22 protein-coding genes and 1 riboswitch are annotated in these 21,030 nt (G+C 70.9%); of the genes, 11 read left to right on the forward strand and 11 right to left on the reverse strand.

What is annotated here, in order from left to right; genetic code table 11:
- Entirely contained in the window at positions 1 to 2,193 is a 2,193-nt protein-coding gene (locus tag ACYVF7_RS58750) for a hypothetical protein (protein ID WP_460357435.1), read from the forward strand.
- On the opposite strand, the gene ACYVF7_RS58755 is transcribed toward ACYVF7_RS58750, so the two are convergent.
- From ACYVF7_RS58755 to ACYVF7_RS58770, 4 genes are all read right to left on the reverse strand, one after another.
- Positions 2,078 to 2,632 carry a hypothetical protein gene (locus ACYVF7_RS58755; protein WP_460357437.1) on the reverse strand — a complete coding sequence of 185 codons (555 nt, stop codon included), beginning with the start codon at positions 2,630 to 2,632 and terminating at the stop codon, positions 2,078 to 2,080. The two genes, ACYVF7_RS58750 and ACYVF7_RS58755, sit on opposite strands and share 116 nt — an antisense overlap.
- On the reverse strand, positions 2,575 to 3,387 hold the full coding sequence (mptB, locus tag ACYVF7_RS58760) for a polyprenol phosphomannose-dependent alpha 1,6 mannosyltransferase MptB (protein WP_460357438.1): 813 nt from the start codon (positions 3,385 to 3,387) through the stop codon (positions 2,575 to 2,577). The genes ACYVF7_RS58755 and mptB overlap by 58 nt, the downstream gene beginning before the upstream one ends.
- Positions 3,388 to 3,675: 288 nt before the next feature.
- On the reverse strand, positions 3,676 to 4,404 hold the full coding sequence (locus tag ACYVF7_RS58765; protein WP_460357441.1) for a glycosyltransferase family 2 protein: 729 nt from the start codon (positions 4,402 to 4,404) through the stop codon (positions 3,676 to 3,678).
- Between the two features lie 20 nt (positions 4,405 to 4,424).
- On the reverse strand, positions 4,425 to 4,760 hold the full coding sequence (locus ACYVF7_RS58770; RefSeq protein WP_360881883.1) for an STAS domain-containing protein: 336 nt from the start codon (positions 4,758 to 4,760) through the stop codon (positions 4,425 to 4,427).
- 235 nt (positions 4,761 to 4,995) lie between these two features.
- Between ACYVF7_RS58770 and ACYVF7_RS58775 the strand changes: the two genes are divergently transcribed.
- The 7 genes from ACYVF7_RS58775 to ACYVF7_RS58805 all read left to right on the forward strand — a co-directional run bounded on the left by ACYVF7_RS58775 (position 4,996) and on the right by ACYVF7_RS58805 (position 10,702).
- The gene (locus ACYVF7_RS58775; protein ID WP_460357444.1) at positions 4,996 to 5,379 is read left to right on the forward strand and encodes a hypothetical protein; all 384 of its coding nucleotides are present in this window, start codon (positions 4,996 to 4,998) and stop codon (positions 5,377 to 5,379) included.
- A gap of 88 nt (positions 5,380 to 5,467) precedes the next feature.
- Positions 5,468 to 6,004, forward strand: coding sequence for a hypothetical protein (locus tag ACYVF7_RS58780; RefSeq protein ID WP_460357447.1), 537 nt, complete (start codon positions 5,468 to 5,470; stop codon positions 6,002 to 6,004).
- Positions 6,005 to 6,360: 356 nt separating this feature from the next.
- On the forward strand, positions 6,361 to 6,531 hold the full coding sequence (locus ACYVF7_RS58785) for a hypothetical protein (protein ID WP_360881891.1): 171 nt from the start codon (positions 6,361 to 6,363) through the stop codon (positions 6,529 to 6,531).
- Between the two features lie 42 nt (positions 6,532 to 6,573).
- Positions 6,574 to 8,106: a long-chain-fatty-acid--CoA ligase gene (locus ACYVF7_RS58790; protein WP_460357449.1), complete on the forward strand. Its 1,533-nt coding sequence runs from the start codon at positions 6,574 to 6,576 to the stop codon at positions 8,104 to 8,106.
- Positions 8,107 to 8,308: 202 nt separating this feature from the next.
- Positions 8,309 to 8,938: a ComEA family DNA-binding protein gene (locus ACYVF7_RS58795; RefSeq protein WP_460357452.1), complete on the forward strand. Its 630-nt coding sequence runs from the start codon at positions 8,309 to 8,311 to the stop codon at positions 8,936 to 8,938.
- 70 nt (positions 8,939 to 9,008) lie between these two features.
- Entirely contained in the window at positions 9,009 to 9,638 is a 630-nt protein-coding gene (locus ACYVF7_RS58800) for an RNA polymerase sigma factor (protein WP_460357455.1), read from the forward strand.
- Positions 9,635 to 10,702, forward strand: a complete 1,068-nt coding sequence (locus ACYVF7_RS58805) for a CU044_5270 family protein (RefSeq protein ID WP_460357458.1) — start codon at positions 9,635 to 9,637, stop codon at positions 10,700 to 10,702. Before ACYVF7_RS58800 ends, ACYVF7_RS58805 begins: the two co-directional genes overlap by 4 nt.
- A gap of 82 nt (positions 10,703 to 10,784) precedes the next feature.
- Here ACYVF7_RS58805 and ACYVF7_RS58810 read toward each other — a convergent pair whose 3' ends face one another.
- The gene (locus ACYVF7_RS58810; protein ID WP_460357461.1) at positions 10,785 to 11,429 is read right to left on the reverse strand and encodes a hypothetical protein; all 645 of its coding nucleotides are present in this window, start codon (positions 11,427 to 11,429) and stop codon (positions 10,785 to 10,787) included.
- Positions 11,430 to 11,614: 185 nt separating this feature from the next.
- On the opposite strand from ACYVF7_RS58810, the gene ACYVF7_RS58815 reads away from it, so the two are divergent.
- Positions 11,615 to 12,808: an arginine deiminase gene (locus tag ACYVF7_RS58815; protein ID WP_460357464.1), complete on the forward strand. Its 1,194-nt coding sequence runs from the start codon at positions 11,615 to 11,617 to the stop codon at positions 12,806 to 12,808.
- 52 nt (positions 12,809 to 12,860) lie between these two features.
- Here the strand turns inward: ACYVF7_RS58815 and ACYVF7_RS58820 are convergent, their stop codons facing one another.
- The 5 genes from ACYVF7_RS58820 to ACYVF7_RS58840 form a co-directional block, all read right to left on the reverse strand.
- Entirely contained in the window at positions 12,861 to 13,337 is a 477-nt protein-coding gene (locus ACYVF7_RS58820) for a MarR family winged helix-turn-helix transcriptional regulator (protein ID WP_460357467.1), read from the reverse strand.
- 85 nt (positions 13,338 to 13,422) lie between these two features.
- Positions 13,423 to 13,893, reverse strand: coding sequence for an ATP-binding protein (locus ACYVF7_RS58825; protein WP_460357469.1), 471 nt, complete (start codon positions 13,891 to 13,893; stop codon positions 13,423 to 13,425).
- Positions 13,894 to 14,064: 171 nt separating this feature from the next.
- Positions 14,065 to 15,930, reverse strand: coding sequence for a sensor histidine kinase (locus ACYVF7_RS58830; protein ID WP_460357472.1), 1,866 nt, complete (start codon positions 15,928 to 15,930; stop codon positions 14,065 to 14,067).
- Positions 15,931 to 16,247: 317 nt separating this feature from the next.
- Entirely contained in the window at positions 16,248 to 17,576 is a 1,329-nt protein-coding gene (locus tag ACYVF7_RS58835; protein ID WP_460357474.1) for a purine-cytosine permease family protein, read from the reverse strand.
- Positions 17,567 to 17,682, reverse strand: a riboswitch (TPP riboswitch). Its footprint overlaps the gene before it by 10 nt.
- Positions 17,683 to 17,707: 25 nt before the next feature.
- On the reverse strand, positions 17,708 to 18,046 hold the full coding sequence (locus tag ACYVF7_RS58840) for a rhodanese-like domain-containing protein (RefSeq protein ID WP_460357477.1): 339 nt from the start codon (positions 18,044 to 18,046) through the stop codon (positions 17,708 to 17,710).
- Between the two features lie 42 nt (positions 18,047 to 18,088).
- Here ACYVF7_RS58840 and ACYVF7_RS58845 point away from each other — a divergent pair, with 42 nt between their 5' ends.
- A complete protein-coding gene (locus ACYVF7_RS58845; RefSeq protein WP_460357480.1) occupies positions 18,089 to 18,592 on the forward strand; it encodes an SSI family serine proteinase inhibitor in 504 nt (167 codons plus the stop codon).
- Positions 18,593 to 18,863: 271 nt separating this feature from the next.
- Here ACYVF7_RS58845 and ACYVF7_RS58850 read toward each other — a convergent pair whose 3' ends face one another.
- Complete coding sequence (locus ACYVF7_RS58850) at positions 18,864 to 19,724, reverse strand: Fpg/Nei family DNA glycosylase (RefSeq protein WP_460357482.1); 861 nt, start codon at positions 19,722 to 19,724, stop codon at positions 18,864 to 18,866.
- Between the two features lie 248 nt (positions 19,725 to 19,972).
- Between ACYVF7_RS58850 and ACYVF7_RS58855 the strand changes: the two genes are divergently transcribed.
- Entirely contained in the window at positions 19,973 to 20,950 is a 978-nt protein-coding gene (locus ACYVF7_RS58855; protein ID WP_460357484.1) for a CapA family protein, read from the forward strand.
- Positions 20,951 to 21,030: the final 80 nt, after the last annotated feature.

The following is a 21,030-nucleotide window of genomic DNA, read 5'->3' on the forward strand; positions in this document are numbered from 1 at the left end:
GTGGCACGGCCACGGATGGCGGAACGTCACCGCAGGAGCGCGGCGATCGCCGTGCTGGTGGGGTTCGCGGCCGCGTTGCTGGGCCTGCTGCCGGAGACCGCGACCGCCGCGTCGGCCGCGGAGACGGCCGCGCCGCCCGCCAAGACCCAGGGCCGCGTGCTGCTGATCGGTGTGCCGGGCCTGCGCTGGGGCGACATCCGCCGGACCACCGCGCCCAACCTCTGGAACCTCACCGGCCAGGCCGCCGTCGGCTCGCTGTCGGTCAAGACCGTCGCCGGGCACACCTGCCCGATCGACGGCTGGCTGACCATGTCGGCGGGCCAGCGGTCGCAGCTGCGTCACGGCGGCTGTGGCCTGCCGCCCGCGCCGAACGGGACGACGGTGCCGGGCTTCGCCGGGATGCGCCAGGACAACGCGCACAACAAGTACGGCTCGAAGCTGGGCCTGCTGGGCGACGCGGTGCACCGGGCCAGGGGCTGCACGATGGCGATCGGTCCGGGCGGGGCGGTCGGCGCGGCGGACGGCACGGGCCGGGTGGACGGGTACGCCCCCTCGGTGGACAAGACGCCGGCGGACGCCTGGTCGCGCTGCGCGCTCACGGTGGTCGACGTCGACGACGTCGTCCGCGCCTACGTCAACGCCGGTGTGGACGTGAACGGCCGGCAGGTCCACGTCACCGACAAGGGACGCGCGACGGCGGTCTCGGCCGCCGACGCCCAGGTCGGCAAGATCCTCCGGGCGGCGCCCGCCGGCACGACCGTGCTGCTGGCCGGGCTGTCCGACAACACCAGCACCGGTCGCCTGCACGTCGCCATGGCCACCGGCCCGGGGTACGGCCCGCGCTACCTCACGGCGAACTCCACGCGCACGAGTGGCCTGGTCACCCTCACCGACGTGACGTCGACGGTCCTGCACACCCTCGGCGCCAAGCAGTCGAAGGACGCGGTGGGCTCGCCGTGGCGCCTCGACGGGCGCAAGTCGGCGTCCGTGGGCCGCGTCGTACGCGCGCTGACGGACCGGGACACCCACGCACGCGTGTACGACCGTTTCGTCTTCCCCTTCTACCTCGTCCTCATCGCGGTGCAGATCGCGCTGTACGCCTTCGCGACCGTCGGGCTGCGCCGTAAGGGGCACGGGCTGCTGGCGACGACGCGGGTGCTGGCGCTGGCCGCCGGGTCGGTGCCGGTGGCGTCGTTCCTGACGAACGTCTACCCGTGGTGGAGGAGCGGGCAGCCGGGGCTGACGCTGACCCTGCTCATGCTGTTCGGCGTCGCCGCGATCACGGCGGTCGCGCTCGCCGGTCCGTGGCGCCGGTCCGTGACCGGCCCGGGCGCGGTCGTGGCCGGCGCGACGGCGCTGTTCCTGACCCTCGATGTGATGACCGGCAACCACCTGCAGAACTGCAGCGTGCTCGGCTACACGCCGGTCGTCGCCGGCCGGTTCTACGGCTTCGGCAACACGACCTGGGCCCTGTGGATAACCGGCGTGATCATCGCGGTCGGGGCGCTGGCGGGGCGGCTGATCGCCGGCCGCGGCGACCGCCGCCTCCTGCCTCTCGTCCTGGTCGTCGCCACGGGGCTGGCGGCGCTGGTCGTCGACGGCGCGCCGATGTGGGGCGCGGACTTCGGCGGCATCATCGCGACGATCCCCGGGTTCGCGGCGTTCGCGTTCATGCTCAGCGGCCGTAAGGTCCGGCCCACGCGGGTGATCGCGGTGCTGGCGGCCGGGGCCGTCCTCGTGCTGGGCGTCTCCTTCCTCGACTCGCTGCGGGCGAACCCCACCCACATCGGTGAGTTCTGGGACAGCCTGATGAGCGGCGACGCGGGCACGGTGCTGTTCCGGAAGTTCCGCGGCATGATCGGCACGCTGAGCCACTGGCAGTTGACCGTGATCATTGTGGCCGGCATCGGGTTCTTGTTCTTCGCGCTGCTACGGCCGCTGTCGTGGCGTGCCTCGGCGCTGCAGACGGCCTACGAGCGCGCTCCCGCGCTGCGGGCCACGCTCTTCGCCGTGCTGGTCACCGCCGTGGTCGGCATGCTCGTGAACGACTCCGGGGCGGCGATCCCGGCCATGGCGTTCACGGTCGCGGTCCCGCTGGCGCTCGCGGCGAGCGTACGGGCGCTGGAGCTCGGCGGGCCCGAACGGCCACCACGACCAGAGCCATCAGAAGAGCCGTCAGCACAGCAGGCGTGACGCTCGAGCGCACACCGGTGACCAGCCAGTCGAGGGCGTGCGGGAGCCCGGCGAGCCGCGGATCCCGGGCCGGCAGGTAGGCGAGGACCAGCACGGTCGTCCGGGCCAGGAGCAGCCCGTCGACCCACGACCAGGCCGCGGGGGTGGACACGAGCGCGAGCATCGCCCAGCCGAGGCCGTCGTACCAGGGCAGGGCGTACGGGGCGGCGAACAGCCAGGCGATCGCCAGCGCGGCGCTGACCCGGATCGCGTCCTCCCCGGTCGTGTCCGTGACCTCGCCGACGTCGCCGGCGCGCTGCCGGGGCGCGGCGCGCAGCAGCAGGATCGCCAAGAGGGCGGTCAGGACGGCCGCACCGCGCTGGACCACCGAACGGGGCAGGGTCAGCAGGAGCCCGCCCCCCGCCCCGGCGAACAGGTGCCAGGGCGTGGCCAGCGCCACCGCCCGGGACGCGCGGCCCAGCTGGTCGAACGAGTGCGGTCCGGCCATGAGGTACGCCAGGCCGGTGACCACGGCCGCCGTGAGGGGGAGCGCCACCAGCCGTACGGCCGCCGCGCCGGTGCCGCTCCGGGCCGGCGCCGTCCGGCTCCGGTCGCCCGGCGGGCCTCCCACCAGTCGCGGAGCAGGATCCAGGCCGGTCCCCCGGCGACGATCGCCACGTTGATCTTCACGGCGGCGCCCGCGCCGATGAGGATGCCGGCCGCGACGCACCGGCCGAGGGACCGGGCGTCCGCCTGGTGCGACCACGGGGGATCGGGCAGCGCGAACACGACCAGCCCGGCGACCGCGAACGCCAGCGCGAGAACGTCGTTGTGCGCCCCGCCGACCAGCGCGTACAGCATGAGCGGATTGGCCGACCACAGCAGCGCGGCGCGCAGCCGGCGCTCCCGGTCGCCGCGCGTGGCGTGGGCGAGCAGCAGGCCGACGGTCACGAAGGCCATGACCTGCGTCACCGACATCACGAAGACGGTGAGCCGGACCGAGCGCCCGCCGATCAACGACGCGAACGTCTGCTGCGCGGTGGCGATCGGCCCGTACAGGGTGGGCGCGTCCCGCCAGTCCTGCACCGCGCGGACCACCGGATCGACCGGCAGGTCGCGCGCCGCGGTGGAGTACGGGTCGTTTCCGGTGACCGCCATGCGGCCGTACGCGGCGTAGTTCAGGTGGTCCGCCGAGCCGATGGGCGGCATGAACATGAACGCGACCGCCGCGACACCTCCGGCGATCAGGAGGATCCGCGGCGAGATCCACCAGCCGCGCCGGGAGGCGTACAGGCACAGGCCGATGCCCAGCGCGGAGAGCCCGGCACCGATCGCGGTCAGCGTGATGACGAGGTACGGGGAGGGGTGGGCGCCGAGGGAGTAGGGCGGCTGTCCGGAGCCTCCGGGCAGGGCCGGCTCATCACCGAGGGTCCGAGCAGGGCAACGGTCAGGAAGCAGGCCAGGCCGAGCGCGGCGGCGGCCAGGCCGGCGTAGCCTGCTCGGTCAGCGCGTGGCACGACGCAGCCGGGCGAGCTGCCGGGTCACGGCGGGCTCCCGTGCCGCGAGCGCGCGCCCGACGTCCCGGAACTGCCGGGCCCGGTGCAGCTGGGCTCGCCAGTCGGTGCCGGTGGCGCGGTGCGCGAGGGGGACCTCGACCTCGGTCACCTTGAACCCCTTGCGCAGGAGGTCGATCGTGAGGCCGGTCTCGACCCCGAATCCGGGGGCGAGGGGCAGGGCCGCTTCGAAGGCCTCGCGGGTGAGGCAGCGCTGGCCGTTCAGCGGCTGCGTCGCGGTCCAGCCGGTGAGGCGCTTGATGCCGTCGCGGGACAGCCGGACGACGAAGCCGTGGCCGCCGAGCTTCACCCGGTCGCTGAAGGCCGCGATGGTCATGGCGGCGGACCCGGCGCGGACCGGCTCGATGAGCGGTCCGGCCTGGTGCGCCGTGTCCCCCAGGTCGGCGTCGAGGAACAGCAGGTGCCGGGGGACGTCGCCGTCGAGCAGGCGCACCGCGGCGGCGCCCGTCTCCATCGCGGCGCCCTTGCCGCGGTTGCGCGAGTGCCGTACGACCTTCGCGCCCGCGCCCTCGGCCAGCCGTCCGGTGGCGTCGGTGGACCCGTCGTCGACCACGACCACGAGGTCGACGCCGGGCAGCGACGCCGCCGCCTCCACCGTCGAGGCGATCCGGTCCTGCTCGTCCTTGGCCGCGATGATGACGGCCGTGTCCGCCTGCATGAAGGCGATGGTAGTGGCGGTCAGGTGCCTTCGAGGGCCGGTAGGGCATCGTGCACGGAGAACACCGTGTCGAGGCCCGTGACCTGAAGGATCCGGCGTACGGCCGGACGCGGCGACGCGAGCTCGAGAGAGCCCCCGTGCTCACGGAGTCGTTTCATGGCCGAGAGCAGGACGTTCATCCCCGTCGAGTCACAGAACTCGACCCCGCTCAGGTCCACCACGACCCGGCCGGCTCCGTCGCGTACGAGCGAGGCCAGCTCGGCTTGCAATCTTGGCGCCGTATAGAGATCGACCTCGCCGTAGACGGATACGACGGCGTGACCCCCCTGAGACGCGGTCGAGACCTTTAGCTCCACGAGCCGCACACTAGCGCTCTCGGAGCGGGCGAACCAGAGCCGAACGAGATTAGGGAACGGCCGTTGCCAGTCGGTGGGATGCGCTTTGCCGACGGGCCGGCGACTTCTGCAGCTTACGAGCGAAATATCCGGCAATTCAGGTGCCAAAGCTGCGTCGGGGAGATCTTCTCAATTCTCGGCGTCGAAGTGCGTGAATCCACCCACCGGCGCGTCGCCGGTGCGAGAAGCTGGGAAGATGACGAGCGAGAGACCCGGCGATCCGGGGCGCCGCCGGGTCCGCGAGCGGCTGGAGACCATTCGCGATCGTTCTGAAAAATCCAGTTCATGGCGGTCTATCACGCAATATGTCTCGCGTCTGGTTAACCGCGAGGGGTACGTTCCGGTCAAGGCCCGGCTGGCCCGAGAGGACATTGTTTTTCTCGCCTCCGCCCGTGACGACGTCATCGCCTTCTGTGAGATGACTCTGCGTATCATCGACCTGCACCGGCCGCAGGACTCCGGGGGCATCACCAGCGACGTCGCCAACCCGCTTCGCCGGTGTCGTGCCTGCATGTGGCGCTGGCCCTGCCCGACGTTCCGCGCCGTCCAGGACATGGTCGACCGGCCGCCGGGGGCCTGACGCGTTCACCCGGCCGCGATCATTTCGTTATTGTTCGCCGCCCAACCAGCCGTGATCTTGGTGCGTCTACTGATGCATGACGAAAACGATGTCCAAGGCGATGGGGCTTACCGCCGCCATCGGCCTGTCCGCACTGGTCCTCACCGGATGCGGTTCCAAGTCCAAGGACAAGGCTGACGCACAGCCGAGCGCGAGCCTGCCCGGAGCCTCCAGTTCCGCCGGAGCCGGAACCCCGTCGAAATCGAGCGGTAAATCCACCGGGAAGTCCGGCGGAACCGGAAAGGGCCAGGCGTCCGGCAAAGGCGCGACGGCTCTCACGATGACGTCGTCGGTCCGCTCGGGCCTGCGCGACGCCTACCAAATGTCGGCGATGAAAAAGCACCCGAAGCTGGACTCGGCCAACATCGTCGGCCCGACGAACGCACACTACGGAAAGGCCGGTGGCGTCTATTACGCCATGGGCGATATCTCGATCAAGAACGACCCGGCGAGCAAGCAGGACGGTCCCTTCGTGTGGAAGAGCGCGAACGGGACCGACTGGAGTTACGAGGGCGACACCGGAGGCTCCCCCTGCGGGAAGGTGCCGGCCGCACTCGTGAAGGTATGGGGCAAGTCCTGCGGATGACCGATCCGCGGGCACCCGCCGGGCCCGCGATCCCCGGCGTACGGGCTCGCTGAACGCGTCGGGCCGCCACCTCCGGACAGGAGGCGGCCCACTGACACCCGAGCAGCCGCCCTGCGGGCCGAGTTATCCACAGGCTGTGGGTTCGGACATCCACAGCACCGACAGCACCTGGAAATAGGCTCTGACCAGCGACTAAAGGCCCTGGGTTCCGGAGCCACCGGCGTGCGGCCCGGTTTTGTCCACGGGTTGTCCACCGGTTGTCCACAGCCGGCACCGATAGGCGGCGCGATGGCGATCGTGACCGAGATCGGCCCGAAATGCACTGTCCCCGCGTCCCGACCGCGTACGCTCACCTCATGGGGCGTGCGATTCTCACCATCATCGGGATACTGCTGGCGATCTGGCTGTTGTTCACGGTCCTCGGAATGCTCATCTCCGCATTGAAGTTCTTGCTCTGGCTCGGCGTTCTCGCGGTCATCGGCGCCGTCATCGTCACCGTGATCAGCAAAATGGCGAAGAGCCGCTAGCGGGTCTTGTGCCGCCATATGGCAGGCACGGATGATTCGGCCATGAGCCTCACGGGCATCCTTCGCGAGCGGGCGACCGAACAGCCAGACGAGACCGCCTTCAGCTACGAAGGCACCCGCGTCACGTACCGGGAATTCGACCGGCGTGCGGACCAGGTCGCGGAGGCGCTCCGGGCGTCCGGCGTACGCCCCGGCGACCGGGTCGCCGTGCTCGACAAGAACTCACTGGCCTACGCCGAGCTGCTGTTCGGCGCGGCGCGGGCCGGAGCCGTGCAGGTTCCCATCAATTACCGGTTGTCCGCCGATGAGATCGCCTACATCGTCGACAACGCGCGGGCCCCGGTGCTCGTGGTCGGGCCGGAATTCGTTCCGGTGCTGGACGCCATCGCCGGTCGCCTGCGCCACACCGAGCACCTGATCGTCGCCGGCGGCACCGGCCACGGCTACACGGACTACGACGCGTGGACCGACCGGGAGGCCGGGCCCGGCGACGAGTCCGGCGAGGTGTTCGTCCAGCTGTACTCCTCGGGCACCACCGGCCGGCCCAAAGGGGTCATGCTGACCCACGACAACTTCCTGGCCGGGCTGCGGATGAGCGAGGAGCTCTGGGAGATCCGCCCGGACAGCGTGCTGATGGTCGCGATGCCGATGTACCACATCGCCGGCTGCGCCCTCGCGGTCATCGGGATCTACGCCGGCATCCCCGCCGTGCTCGTCCGGGAGCCCGATCCGGTCGGGATCGCCCGATCCATCGAGAAGCACCGGGTCACCCACGTGTTCCTCGTCCCGGTGCTTCTGCTGTTCATGCAGCAGCTGCCGCAGGTCCGGGAGGCGGACCTGTCCAGCCTCCGTCTCATCATCTACGGGGCCTCGCCGATCAGCGAGGACGTGCTGGGCGGCGCGCTGGAGATGCTGCCCTCGTGCGGCTTCATGCAGGTGTACGGCATGACGGAGACGACCGGGGCCGTCACCCACCTGCCCCCGGCCGACCACGTGCCCGACAGCCCGCGGCTGCGCAGCGCGGGCATCGCCAACCCCGGCACCGAGCTGAAGATCGTCGACCCGGCGAGCAACGAGCCGCTGCCGCCCGGGCGGGTCGGCGAGATCGTCTGCCGGTCGGCGCAGAACATGAAGGGCTACTGGTCCCTGGACGAGGCCACCCGGGACGTCATGCTCCCCGGCGGCTGGCTGCGCACCGGTGACGCCGGCTACCTCGACGAGGACGGTTACCTCTACATCCACGACCGCGTGAAGGACATGATCATCTCGGGCGGGGAGAACATCTACCCCGCCGAGGTGGAGAACGTCCTGATGAGCCACCCCGCCGTGGCCGACTGCGCGGTCATCGGCGTGCCGGACGACAAGTGGGGCGAGACGCCGAAGGCCTTCGTCGTCCGCGACGGCGAGGTCGGCGAGCGCGAGCTGATCGACTTCTGCCGGAGCAAGCTGGCCCACTTCAAGTGCCCGACCTCCGTCGAGTGGCCGGACGCCATCCCCCGCAACCCGACCGGCAAGGTACTCAAGCGTGAGCTTCGCAAGCCGTTCTGGGAGCACGAGAGCCGCGCGGTTCGTTGATGCAGCGCGGGCCGAGCGGAGAGGAGCCGGAGCAGCCGACGCGAGACGGTGCACCGAGCCGCGCACTCAGGGGGAGATCATGAATCCGTTTCCGCCCGGTCCGTCCCCGATCCCCCCAGGGGGGCCTCCAGGCTTCCCGGGGCAGCCGGGAGGGGCACCCCTGCCGCCCGAGCAGCTCCGCGCGATCCTGAGCAACGCGGTCATGCGGCAGGCCTCTCTCGGATGGCGCGTCCAGGCGCAGTCCGACACGCAGGCGGTGATGGTCAGCGGCGGCCAGGTGAACCACGTCGTGCACCTGCTCATCACGCTGCTGCTGTGCGGGCTGTGGCTGCCCGTCTGGGTGATCCTCGCCATCACCGGGACGGAGAAGCGCCTGGTCATCACGGTCGACCCGTACGGCGTTCTGCTGTTCAACGGCCGTCCGATGCCGCCGATCGGGCCCCCGGTTCCCCCGGTCGGACCGGTCGGACCGGTCGGGCCGCCGCCCGCCAACCTCAACGCCCAGGCCGTCGCGGCCGCCAACCTCCGGCGTGAGCTGCGACGCAAGGCTCGCGAGCAGGCCGCCGTCGACATCGTCCTCGCCCGCGAGCTGCGGATCGGCCGCCCTGACCTGCCCCGCCAGTACGACGACGGCGGGCTGATCGACGTCAACCACGTGCCCGCACAGGTCCTCACGATGTTCTCCGGGGTGACGCCGGACCTGGCCGAGCGCATCGCGACGGTCCGCGACCACGTCGGCGGCTTCTCTTCGGCGGAGGAGCTCGCGGCAACCGCCGACCTGCACCCCGACCTCATGCCCGAGATCGCGGAGTACGCCGTCTTCCTGCCCTGATCCGACATGTGATCCAGGTCACGGGAACCGGGCGGGGCCGGCCGGACAGTCCTGTGCCGTGGAGATGAATATGCGTGCCCGGGTACGGGCCGGGGACCCGGACGCGTTCCGAGAACTGTTCGACGAACATGTTCGCTCGGTCTACAACCACGCCTTCCGCCTGACGGGGAACTGGTCGACGGCGGAGGAGGTCGTCTCGCTGACCTTCCTCGACGCCTGGCGGTTCCGCGACCGGGTCGACGCCGACGGCGGGTCACTGCGCCCCTGGCTCCTCGGCATCGCCACCAACGTCGCGCGGAACGTACGCCGCGCCGCCCGGCGGTACGACGGCGCGCTGGCACGTCTTCCCGGGCAGGACGCGGTCCCGGACTTCGCCGAAGAGGTCACGAGCCGCATCGACGACCGGGAACGGCTCGACCTCGTCCGTACGGCTCTGGCCGCGCTACGGAAGCCCGAGCGGGAGGTGTTGGCGCTCTGCGTGTGGTCCGGGCTCGACTACGGCGAGGCGGCCGAGGCGCTCGGCATCCCGGTCGGCACGGTGCGTTCCCGGCTGTCGCGGGCCCGCAAGAAGCTGCAGAAACTCGTCGCCGCCGGAAAGATCCGGCCACCCGGAGAAAGTCGGGAACCACAGACCGGCCAAGGACAGGGAGAAGATGACCGCAAGATCGCGGTCCGGTCCGCTCAGGAGAACGCCCGATGAACACCATCCCGACTCAGCCCGAACGCGACGATCGTGACGAGCTGGCGCGGCTGCTTCCGCAGTCCGCGGAACGGGACCTGCCGAGCGGCCGTCACCGACGAATCCAGGAGTTCGTGATGAGCCAGATCCACCAGGACCTGCAGCCGGCCGAGGGGACCCCGCGCCGTACGCGGAAGCGCCGCCCCGTCTTCCTGGCCGCGGGGCTGACCGCCGCCGTCGGCGCGACCGCCGCGGCCGTCGTGATCGGCACCGGAGACTCCGGGAAACCGGGCGGCCGTACGGCGGGCCGTACGACGGCGGCATCGCTGTCCGCGCAGCAGATCCTGCTCGCAGCCGCCACCACCGCGGAACGGGCTCCTGCGGGTTCGGGCACCTACTGGTACGTCAAGCTCGTGACCAAGGAACCGAAGGGCACGCCCCCGTTCCAGTGGGAGACGTGGACCCGGCGCGATGGCCAGGAGTGGGTCAGAGGAGAGAAGTCGGGCGGCAAGGTGGTCAAGGAGGTGCAGCCCGTTCCGTTCCGGCTCGGCGGTGCCGATGTGAGCTTCGCACAGCTCGAGAGGCTCCCGGCCACGCCGAACGCTCTCAAGGCGCGGATCGGCGACCTCGTGAAGCACGCCGACCTCCGGACCAGCGCCGGTCGGCTGAACGCCGAGCAGCAGCGGCTGTCCGTCTTCGAAGGACTGGTCTCCCTGGTCTCGGCGTTGCCGGCCACACCGAAGGTCCGCGCCGCGGCCTTCCGTGCGATCGCCACGTACCCGAACGTCAAGAACCTGGGCACCGTCAACGGCGGGCAGGCGCTGGACATCTCCGATCCGCTGACAGACCACTCGGTACCGACTCAGAGGCCGGACGCCAAGGACCAGAAGAAGTGGGCCAGGGACCAGAAGATCCGGGCCGCGGCCGGGGGCGACCGGACCGAGCGTGTGGACAGACTGGTGGTCGATCCGGTGACCGGGCGCGTCCGCGGGACGAACTCCTTCGTCACGTCGGATGGGGCGGAGGCCTACTCCCCGGGCGGCGCCACCATCGACGCCGAGTGGACCAAGGTCCTGCCTCGGTAGGCCGTTCGCGACACGACCGGACGTTGAGCGAGGCCCGGGCGCGGCGCCGGGCCTCGTTCCCGTTCGCCGAGGCCCGGTCCGGTCAGGCCGGCGTGCCCGCGGCGGTCTCCCACGGGACCGGGCGGAGGAAGCCGACGCCGAGCAGTCTGGTGTGGTTCCACTCGTCGTCGGCCGGTGCGTCGAGGCCGTCGAGGAGCATTCGGGCCGGTGGGAACGGCCGCCCCTCGCGCAGCTGCGCCAGGTCGGTCAGTCGGGCGCGGTCGGCGGCGAGGTCGCCGGGCTGGTCGAGGCTGCCCAGCGCGGTACGCAGGTCCCGGTAGAACCGCTCGTCGTCGATCAGCACTGCGATCTCGTAGAGCTCGATCGTCACGGACCGGCCCGGCATGGACGCCACACCCTCCTTCAGCAGCGCGGCGTAGTCGTCCAGCCGCCCGGCGCCGTCGAAGATCCGGTGCAGGGCCGGGAGGGCCGCGTCGAGCTGGGCGAGCGCGCGTTCCTTCGGTGCGAGCGGCGCGGTGGCCTCGATCGGTCCGTCCTCGTCGTCCTCGTCCTCCGGCGAGAACGTCGCGGTCACCAGGTCCGCCGGCCGGAACATCGCCAGCCACAGCAACGGCACGCAGTAGACGTCCTCGGCGAGGACCTGATCCTGGAGGCCGGGGATGTCGCCCTGCCATCCCGGATTGATCCCGTCGTAGTCGCCGACGAGCAGATAGGACCGGTTCGCCATGATCGCTGACCTTAGTACCTGTCTCGAAGCCTCGCTGTCCTACCGCACAGCGACTTCGAGACGGGCGCCGGCGCCCGCACCGGCCCGGTTGCCGCAGTTGCGACGACTATCCCGTTGTGGAGTCTTTGGCCGGTTCGGGAAGATCCGACAAGGTCAGAGCTGGAATATCCGGTTAAGCTCCTCATGTGACTCATGTGCATCGCGTCGACAGCGAGGTCGGTCGCCTCCGCACGGTCCTTCTGCACCGACCGGGCCCAGAGCTCAAGCGACTCACCCCCCGCAACAACGATCAACTGCTCTTCGACGGCATCCCCTGGGTCGGCCGCGCCCAGCAGGAGCACGACGCGTTCGCGCAGGCCCTGCGTGACCACGATGTCGAGGTCCTCTACCTCACCGAGCTGCTCCAGGAGACGCTGGAGTACCAGCACGCGCGCGACGAGGCGATCGCCGACGTCCTCCGCGACCAGCGACTCGGTGACCGGCTCCGCGTCCTCCTGGAGAGCCACCTCGCGGAGCTGACTACTGAGGACCTCACCCAGGTGCTCGTGGCCGGGCTCGCCCATGAGGAGCTGAAGACCGGACGGGGCCTGGTGTACCGGCTCATGGACCGGCACGACTTCGTCATCGACCCGCTGCCGAACGTCCTGTTCACCCGCGACTCGAGCGTGTGGGTCGGCGACCAGGTCGCCGTGACGAGCCTCGCGATGCGGGCGCGGAGCCGCGAGACCGCCCTCACCCGGGTGATCTACCGGTACCACCCGCGGTTCGAGGGCACGAAGCAGCTGTACGAACCCGGCTTGGAGCACATCGAGGGCGGCGACGTCCTCCTGCTCGCCCCCGGCGTGCTCGCGATCGGCACCGGCGAGCGTACGACCCCGGCCGGTGTGGAGCGGATCGCCCGCCGCGCGTTCGACGCCGGTCTCGCGCACACGGTCCTGGCGGTGCCGATCGCGCAGGAACGCGCGACGATGCACCTCGACACCATCTGCACGATGGTCGACGTCGACAAGGTCGTGATGTACCCGGCCGTGGCCTACTCCCTGGTCGCCTACACGGTGACCAAGGACGACGACGACCTGCGCGTCTCGCGGGCCCGGCCGTTCCTGGAGGCCGCCGCCGAGGCGATGGGCATCGACCGGCTTCGAGTGATCGACACCGGTCTCGACCCCGTCACCGCCGAACGCGAGCAGTGGGACGACGGCAACAACACCCTGGCGATCGGTCCGCGCATGGCGGTCGCGTACGAGCGCAACGTCGAGACCAACGCGCGCCTCGAGGCGGCGGGCATCGAGGTCATCCGGATCCAGGGCAGCGAGCTGGGCAGCGGCCGGGGCGGCCCGCGCTGCATGTCCTGCCCGATCCTCCGCGACCCGGTGTAGCGGACCCGGGGTAACCGACCTCGGGTAACGGACCTGCGGTAACCGACCCGCGCTAGCTCCCGGCGTGCTCCTCGAGGGTGCGCTTCAACTGCCGTTCGTAGAGCTCCCGGGAGCGGCGCAGGAAGCCGGCGAGTACTTCGAGGTCGGCCTCGGCGTACTCCCGCATGAGGGCGTCGCCTTCGGTGGCGAACGGGCCGTACAGCCGCCACGCCTTCTCGCGGGCGGCATCGGTGATCGTGACCAGCACCTTGCGCCGGTCGCCGGGGTCGGGCGAACGTGTCGCATAGCCGAGGCGCTCCAGCCGGTCGAGCATCGCCGTGACGCTGCCGGTGGTCAGGCCGAGCTCGGGCCCGATGCGGCCGGGGGTCAGCGCGTCGTGCCGCATGAGAAGCTCGAGGCAGCGCAGGTCCGTACGGTTGACGCCGAGGACCCGTGCGGCGGCCTCGTCGTAGGCGTCGACGGCCGCCTGCATCGCCTGCATCTCCTCGCCGACGGCCCGCCGGAGATCATCACTGGGTTCTCTCGACATCCAAGCCCCAATTCGTCTTGAACGCCAAGATACATGGTGGACGAGAGAGCACGGCGCCTCTCCTGCCGTCGTCGCCGCGAACCGCTCAGAAGGAGGGATCGAAGGCGATCTTCAGCGGGTGGATCCCCGGCAGGGGGTGGCCGTTGGCCGGCTGGGTGACCCGGAGGCTCGCCCAGACGGTGGTGCCGTCGTCCTCATGGGAGACGCCCCAGCCCTCCGAGAGCGTCTCGACGATGCTGAGACCGCGGCCGCCGAGCGAGGACAGGGCGGCACGCGTCCGCCGCGGCTCGGTCATCGAGCCACCGTCACTGACGGCCAGTTGGATGAGGTCGCCGTCACGGCTCCAGGACACCCGGATGTCGCCGGACGGCAGGGGGCGTGCGTGACGTAGCGCATTGCTGATGAGCTCGCTGATGATGACGGCCGCGTCGTCCGCGACCTCCTCGTACACACCGGACGCGAGCAGGTCGGCGCACAGGCGCTTTCGCACGCCCGAGACGCTGGACGGCGCATGTGGCAGGAACACGACGCTCGACACCCTCACCTCCCCGGGCACTGGCTCCCGGATACTCCCCGTTACGTGGTCACCCCGGTTACAACCGAAATGCCCGCTTAAAAAACCTGGAAACCGCGCCACAGGAATCTGTTACCAACACCACGTGTAACTGTGACCTCCGCCACGCTGCGAAGATCAGCCCATTTGAGCGGTATGCACCAGTATGACCTGTCACACAGAGTCACCAAATCGGGGGAGGGTGAAGCGCATGGAGGTGCCTCCCAGCCCGTCCGCGCGCGGGTGCGCGGAGACGTCGCCCTGCTGCGCGCGGGCCAGCCGGCGCACGATGTACAGCCCCAGTCCGAGGCCCCCGAAACGGCGGCGGTCCCCCGCCTCGCCCTGCACGAAACGCTCGAAGACGCGCTCGCGATCGCCGGCGGCGATCCCGATCCCGTCGTCCTCCACCGTCACGACGATGGCGTCGCCGTCGACGTCCGCACGGACCGTGATGACGCCGCCTTCCGGTGAGTACTTCACCGCGTTCTCCAGCAGCTGGCCGACGATGATGTCCGTCGCCATGGAGTCACCGAGGGCCGACGGCAGGTCCTCGGCGATCTCCAGCTCGACCAGGTGACGCTCGGACACGCCGCGGAAGCCGTACGCCGCGCCGCGCAGCAGCCGCCCCAGGTCGAACGGCTCACTGGTGACGCTCAGCCCGTTCGGCACCGCGCGGGAGTACAGCAGGTTGTCGACGAGACGGCCGAGGGCGTCCGCGCGGTCGGCGATCGTCGCGACCGCGCGCCGCCGGTCGGCCTCCTCGAGCTTCTCCCACCGGTCGACCAGCGTCTTGGCGAACCCCTGCACGACCGTGATCGGCGTGCGCAGCTCGTGGCTGGTCATGGACAGGAAGAGGTCCTTGGCCGCTTCGAGGGACTTGGCCTCGGTGACGTCACGGAAGTCGACGACCACCTCGTCGTGGCCCTCGATCGCGGTGTGCAGGACGTTCAGCCAGGTGCCGGACTCCAGCTGGATCGTCGACTCGCCGCCCGGAGCGGGCAGCGCGAACGGCAGCGGCCGGCCGATGACGTCCTCGGAGGCCAGGCCGGTGATCGCGTGCGCCGCGGGATTCCACCGCTGGACGACGCCGTCGCGGTCGAGCACCGCGATGCCGTCCGCGCTGGCCTCGATCACCGCCCGCTCGTGCCTGCGCTGCCGGACCACCTCGGCGTAGTTCATGGCGTTGCCGAGGACGACGCCGGCGTGCCCGGCGAACAGCTCGAGGAGCTCCAGCTCGATGTGGCCCGCCTTGCGCCGGGAGAACAGGGCGTACAACGCGCCGTACGGGCTGCCCTGGATGTTCGAGATGCCCACGGCGATCGTGTGCAGGCCGTCGAGCTCGGACCAGATCAGGTCGCTGAGGCTGCGCGTGTCGGCCGTGGCCAGCATGACGGTACGGCCGGAGCGCAGCAGCTCGCCGACGAGGCTGGAGCGGAGGTCGGCGGTCGCCCCGCGCAGCCGCCGGGGCAGCCCGGTCATACTGACCAGCCGCAGGGTGTTGGTGGCCTGCTCGATGACGACGAAGCCGGCGGCGTCCGCGCCGGTGAGCTCGATGAGACCCGACGTGACCCGGTCGAGGACCGCCGGGAGCTCCAGCTCGGTGTTGAGGTCGGCCACCACGTCGTTGAGCCGCCGCACGAGACGGATGCGCTCGGCGGTCTGGTGCTGAACGGCCTCGTCCTCCCGCACCGGGCGGTAGAGACCGATCCAGCCGAGGAACTCACCGTCCTCGCCGCGCATGGCGCTGGCGACCGCCCGCGTGTCGATCAGCCGGCCGTCGCGGTGCAGCCGCCGGGTGAGGAACGAGATGTGGCCGCCCTCGCGGACGCGTTCGAGCACGGCGCGGTGCTCCGCGGTGTGCTCCTCGGGGACGACGCGCAGCGGCCGGCCCAGCACCTCTTCCGCGGTCCAGCCGAACATCCGCTCGGCCGCGGGGTTCCACAGCCGTACGGTCAGGTCGGCCCCCAACGCGATCATCGCGTCGGCGGAGGATGCCACCGCCGCCCGCATCATCGCGTCAGACGAGCTCACGCGGCCCATAGTGCCACCCGCGTCACGTCCCTATGCGAAGGTCAGCACCAATCCGCACTTGCGGCATCGTTTCTGGTTGGGCGCGGTCTGCACCCAGTCGTGATCACACTGCGCCATCGTGATCGCCTCCCGCCACTCCGTACCCCCATCATGACGGGCGCGACGACGCCGTGACGTGCGATTCAGCGTTCTTCCCCGACCGGCTCGCCCCGACCGGCTCACCCCGCGACCAACCGACCCCGACCGACCTCCCGGCCGACCCCGACCGACCTCACGGCCAACCCCGACCGACCTCACGGCCAACCCCGACCGATCTCCCGGCTGTTTCACCGGCGAATGAGACCGATCGCGCCGGTGACCGCCGCCGCGACGGCGAAGGACAGGAGCGAGGCGCTCATCCAGTCCGCCGGAGTGAAGTGCAGCGCGCTCTGCGCGTGCGTCCACATCCGCGACCACCACCCGACCTGACCGGGGTTGATGAGCTGGTACGTCGCGATGCCCGCCACCCACGCGACGACCATCCCCCAGCGGGCGGGCGCACGGTCGGAGACGTTCCAGCCGCGCCGTCCGGTGAAGCAGAAGAAGTCCACGGCCAGCACGCCGAGCATCGGCACGAACACCGACCCGATCAGCGTGAGGAAGCCCGAGTAGTTGTCCATGTTCAGGACGAGGGCGAGCAGCGTCGTGAGGGCGCCCAGGGTGACGGTGAGCAGCCGCCGGTCCACGCGGGGCACGAGGTTCTGGATCGAGACCGCGGTCGAGTAGACGTTCGCGAACGACTGGTCGACCTCGCGCAGGACGAACACCGCGAAGAACAGCGTGCCGAGGGCGACGTGCTGGAACGGCCCGAACACCTTGGACGAGTCGCCGGCGACCAGGGCGAGCGCCAGCAGGCCCAGGACGTACGCGACGACCTGCGTCAGCCCGTACGCCACGCTCGCGGCGCCGAACGACGCCCGCTCGGAGCGGGAGTGCCGCGTGTAGTCGGCCGCCATGGGCACCCAGGAGATGGAGACGGCCAGCGCGGCGTCCGCGCCGATCCAGAAGTGGCTCCACGACCCGTGGGTGAGGTTCGGCAGGGGCTGACGGACGAGTTGCACGTAGAAGTAGGCGAGGGCCAGGACGACCGCCGCGGTGACGTACCGGCGCAGGACCCGGACGGAGCCGAGCGGCCAGATGGTCAGCACGGTCGTGACCACGCCCGCGACGATGACGTACGCCCAGTGCGGGCCGCCGCCGACGAGTTCCTTCGCCGCGCCCGCGATCGTGACCAGCTCGAAGGTGCCCCAGCCGATCATCTGCAGGATGTTCATCACGGTGGGGACGTACGAGAGGCGCGTCCCGAACAGGCCGCGCAGCATCATCATCGCGGGGACGCCGGCGCGGGTGCCGGACACGGCCGCCAGCCCGAGCATGATCCCGCCGATCGCGGTGCCGACGACCATGGCGACGATCCCGCCGACGATGGGCAGCCGGGGGTTGCCTTGGGCGTCCGGGGCGAGCACCGAGTAGGCGCCGGAGAAGGCGAGGAGGCTCACGCCCAGGTTGGCCCAGAAGGCGCTCTGGTCCCAGAAGCTGAGGACCCTGGGGGCGGGCTGGTCGAGGGTGTACGGGGCCTCGTTGTCGAGTGGACGTTCGTCGACGGCAGTGCTCAAGGCACACTCCCTACGCCGGCATTACCCGGTCAGGTTCGAGCGGTCGGCGGCACTGCGTAGCCGCCCTCTCAGCCCGGTCGTCGCCCGAGCTCCCGCGAGGTCTGAACTTTTCCGCCGTTAATGTACCTCGGTCAGGCGACGTATGGCTCGCTGCCCGATTCACTGACCATCGGACGGCCCGCCGCGACCCAGGCGTGCATGCCGCCCGAGACGTTCGCGGTCTTCCAGCCGGCGTTGTTGAACGCCGCGACCACCGACGCCGACCGGGCCCCCGACCGGCAGATGACGAAGACGTCATCGCCGGTGGGCACCTCGGACGCGCGGGCGCCGAGCTGACTGAGGGGGATGTGGATCGCGCGAGGCGCGTGCCCGGCCTGCCATTCGTCCAGTTCGCGCACGTCCAGGAGGTATGCGTCGTCCGGAACCTTGGCGACCTCAACCGCGGGAACCTGGTCCCTGAAAGCATTCACAAGTTAACGGAACCACGAGCCGACGCCCGGCGTCGAATCGTCATGAGGCAATCTCTAACCAGACTGGGACCAGCGGCCGTCGCCATCCCCGGCATCGCCGCCGCCGCCCTGTTGCTGGGCGGTTGCGGCAGCGGGCAGGACAACGCGACGGTCAAACCGAGCGGACCGTCCACCACTGGATCATCGGCCACGCCGGGGCCGGGGCAGGCGGGAAAGACCCGGCTGACCATCACCGTGCGCGAGTCGCAGACGTCGCAGCCCAAGACGCACACGCTCACCTGCGACCCCGTCGGCGGCGACCTGCCCAAGGCCAAGGAGGCGTGCGCGGCCCTCGCCACGGCGGGTGTGGCGGGCAAGGACCCGTTCGCGCCGACGCCGAAGAACGTCATGTGCACCCAGATCTACGGCGGCCCGGAGACGGCGACCGTCACCGGCACGTGGAACGGCAAGAAGGTCGACTCGACCTTCAGCCGTAAGAACGGCTGCGAGATCAAGCGGTGGGGCACCCTGGGCCTGCTGTTCGGCCCGCACCCGCCGGTCCGCTGAGCACGGACCTCCGACGCTCCGGCAGGGCCGCGGCCGTCCGCTGACACGGTCGACGGCGGCCCGCCTGGAGGGCTGACTCCGCTTCCTTACGGCAGCGGCCTGCCAGGAGAAGTGACCCCGCTTACGGCAGCGGCCTGCCAGGACGGCGGCCGCCCGCCGAGCACGGTCCACGGGGATCGCGCCATAGTGCCTTTCGCCCCCGGATGCGCCGCTCGCGTCGCCGTCGGCAGCGCGGACCAGGGCGGCGTCCATACCCGGGTGGACGCGCGGCTCACTTGAGCAGTCGGGACATCCGGCGGTCCGCCAGGGGCTTGCCGCCCGTCTGGCAGGTCGGGCAGTACTGCAGGGCGGAGTCCGCGAACGACACCTCTCTGATCGTGTCGCCGCACACCGGGCACTTCTGACCTGCCCGGCCGTGCACCCGCAGGCCCTCCTTCTTCTCGCCCTTGAGGTCCTTGGCCGCCAGGCCGCGGGAGCGCTCGACGGCATCGCCGAGCGTGCGGACGATCGCGTCGTACAGCGTCGCGACGTCCTCGTCCGTGAAGCTCGCCGCCAGCTTGAACGGCGACATCCGCGCCACGTGCAGGACCTCGTCGGAGTAGGCGTTACCGATGCCGGCGATCACGCTCTGGTCGCGCAGCAGTCCCTTGATCTGGGTGCGCCGGCCGTCGAGGATGCCCTTCAGCGTGTCCATGGTGAAGCCGTCGGCGAGCGGATCGGGGCCGAGCGACCGCACGCCCGGGACCTCCGCGGCGTCGCGTACGACGTAGACCGCGAGCCTCTTCTGGGTGCCCGCCTCGGTCAGATCGAACCCGGATCCGTCGTCGAGGTGCACCCGGAGGGCCAGCGGGCCCTTGCCCGGCCGAAGCGGCGCCGACGGCAACGCGTCCTTCCAGCGCAGCCAGCCCGCCCGGGCCAGGTGGATGACCAGGTGCACGCCGTCGACGTCCAGGTCGATGAACTTGCCGTGGCGCGCGACCCCGGTGATGGTCAGGCCGTTCAGCGCGGTGATCGGCGGATCGTACGTCTTCAGCGATGAGATGGCGGCCACGTCGATCCGCGCGATCGCCCGCCCGACGGCGTGCTCGCGCAGGAAGGCGGCGAGGGACTCCACCTCCGGCAGCTCCGGCATGGTCCCAGGGTACGGCTCCGTCCACAGGCTGTGGACGATCGCCGCAAGGCAGCCCAGGAGGACGTCGCCGCAAGGCAGCCCGGGAGAACATCGCAGCCAGGCCGCGCGGGGGAACATCGCCGCCAGGCCGCCCAGGAGAACATCGCCGCCAGGCCGCCCGGGAGAGCCGTGCCTCGGTCGTCGGGCGGGACCTTCGGCCCTTGGCCCGGCGCGGCCCGCGCGGCGATCCTGATGGGGGGGAGTCCGGCGTGGCCATCACCGTCGCCCTGGGCGGCGACACGATGCTGGGACGCGGGGTCGCGGAGCGAATCGCCGTGTCCGGGCCGTACGGGCTGTTCGCCGACGAGGTGCGGCGGATGTTCCGCTCCGCCGACCTGTCGCTGATCAACCTCGAGTGCTGTCTGTCCGCGCGCGGCCACCCCTGGCCGGCTCCCGGCAAACCGTTCCACTTCCGCGCCCCGCCGCGAGCCGTCGACACGCTCGCCGACCTGGGGATCGACGGCGTGACGCTGGCCAACAACCACGCGCTGGACTACGGCCACGAGGCTCTGACGGACACGCTCGCGCACCTGACCCGCGCGGGCATCCGGGCCGTCGGCGCGGGACCCGACCTGCCACAGGCACGGGAACCCGCCCTCTTCGACCTCGGGGACTCGCGCGTGGCCGTCCTCGGCGTCACCGACCATCCGCCCGACTTCGCCGCCCGCGCCGACCGGCCCGGGGTCGCGTACGCCGACCTACGCCACGACGTCCCGGCCTGGCTCACCGACCGGATCCACGCGCTGTCCGCCGACGGGGTCCTCGTGCTCGTGCTGGCGCACTGGGGCCCGAACATGACCACCGAACCCCTCCGCCACATACGGGCGGCGGCGCGGGCGCTGGTCGACGCCGGGGCGACCCTGGTCGCCGGGCACTCCGCGCATGTCTTCCACGGCGTGTGCGGCCGTGTCCTGTACGACCTCGGCGACCTCATCGACGACTACGCCGTGGACCCGGTATTGCGGAACGATCTGGGTCTCATGTTCCACGTGAAACTAGAGGGGCGCCGGATCGCCCGGCTTACCGCCGTTCCGCTGACGCTCGAGTACGCCCGTACCCGTCTCGCCACCGGCGCCGACCACGCCTGGATCCACAAGCGGTTCGCCGCCGCCTGCGCCGCGTTCGGGACCACGGTCACCGAGGAGGACGGATGGCTCACCGTGGCAGGCCCCGTACTGGATGGATGACCGAGCGGGACGGCGGACGGCTCGGCGTGGCAGCCCCGGGCGGATGACCGAACCCCGTACCTGTCCGTGCTGTGAGCTCC

The sequence above is a fragment of the Actinoallomurus acanthiterrae genome (assembly GCF_054775715.1).

Excerpts from the sequence above, each read along its gene's own strand:
- mptB (WP_460357438.1), bottom strand. The coding sequence starts at position 3,387 with ATGTTCATGCCGCCCATCGGCTCGGCGGACCACCTGAACTACGCCGCG.
- ACYVF7_RS58765 (WP_460357441.1), bottom strand. The coding sequence starts at position 4,404 with ATGCAGGCGGACACGGCCGTCATCATCGCGGCCAAGGACGAGCAGGAC.
- ACYVF7_RS58775 (WP_460357444.1), top strand. The coding sequence starts at position 4,996 with ATGACGAGCGAGAGACCCGGCGATCCGGGGCGCCGCCGGGTCCGCGAG.
- ACYVF7_RS58780 (WP_460357447.1), top strand. The coding sequence starts at position 5,468 with ATGTCCAAGGCGATGGGGCTTACCGCCGCCATCGGCCTGTCCGCACTG.
- ACYVF7_RS58785 (WP_360881891.1), top strand. The coding sequence starts at position 6,361 with ATGGGGCGTGCGATTCTCACCATCATCGGGATACTGCTGGCGATCTGG.
- ACYVF7_RS58790 (WP_460357449.1), top strand. The coding sequence starts at position 6,574 with ATGAGCCTCACGGGCATCCTTCGCGAGCGGGCGACCGAACAGCCAGAC.
- ACYVF7_RS58795 (WP_460357452.1), top strand. The coding sequence starts at position 8,309 with ATGCGGCAGGCCTCTCTCGGATGGCGCGTCCAGGCGCAGTCCGACACG.
- ACYVF7_RS58800 (WP_460357455.1), top strand. The coding sequence starts at position 9,009 with ATGCGTGCCCGGGTACGGGCCGGGGACCCGGACGCGTTCCGAGAACTG.
- ACYVF7_RS58805 (WP_460357458.1), top strand. The coding sequence starts at position 9,635 with ATGAACACCATCCCGACTCAGCCCGAACGCGACGATCGTGACGAGCTG.
- ACYVF7_RS58810 (WP_460357461.1), bottom strand. The coding sequence starts at position 11,429 with ATGGCGAACCGGTCCTATCTGCTCGTCGGCGACTACGACGGGATCAAT.
- ACYVF7_RS58820 (WP_460357467.1), bottom strand. The coding sequence starts at position 13,337 with ATGTCGAGAGAACCCAGTGATGATCTCCGGCGGGCCGTCGGCGAGGAG.
- ACYVF7_RS58830 (WP_460357472.1), bottom strand. The coding sequence starts at position 15,930 with ATGGGCCGCGTGAGCTCGTCTGACGCGATGATGCGGGCGGCGGTGGCA.
- ACYVF7_RS58845 (WP_460357480.1), top strand. The coding sequence starts at position 18,089 with ATGAGGCAATCTCTAACCAGACTGGGACCAGCGGCCGTCGCCATCCCC.
- ACYVF7_RS58850 (WP_460357482.1), bottom strand. The coding sequence starts at position 19,724 with ATGCCGGAGCTGCCGGAGGTGGAGTCCCTCGCCGCCTTCCTGCGCGAG.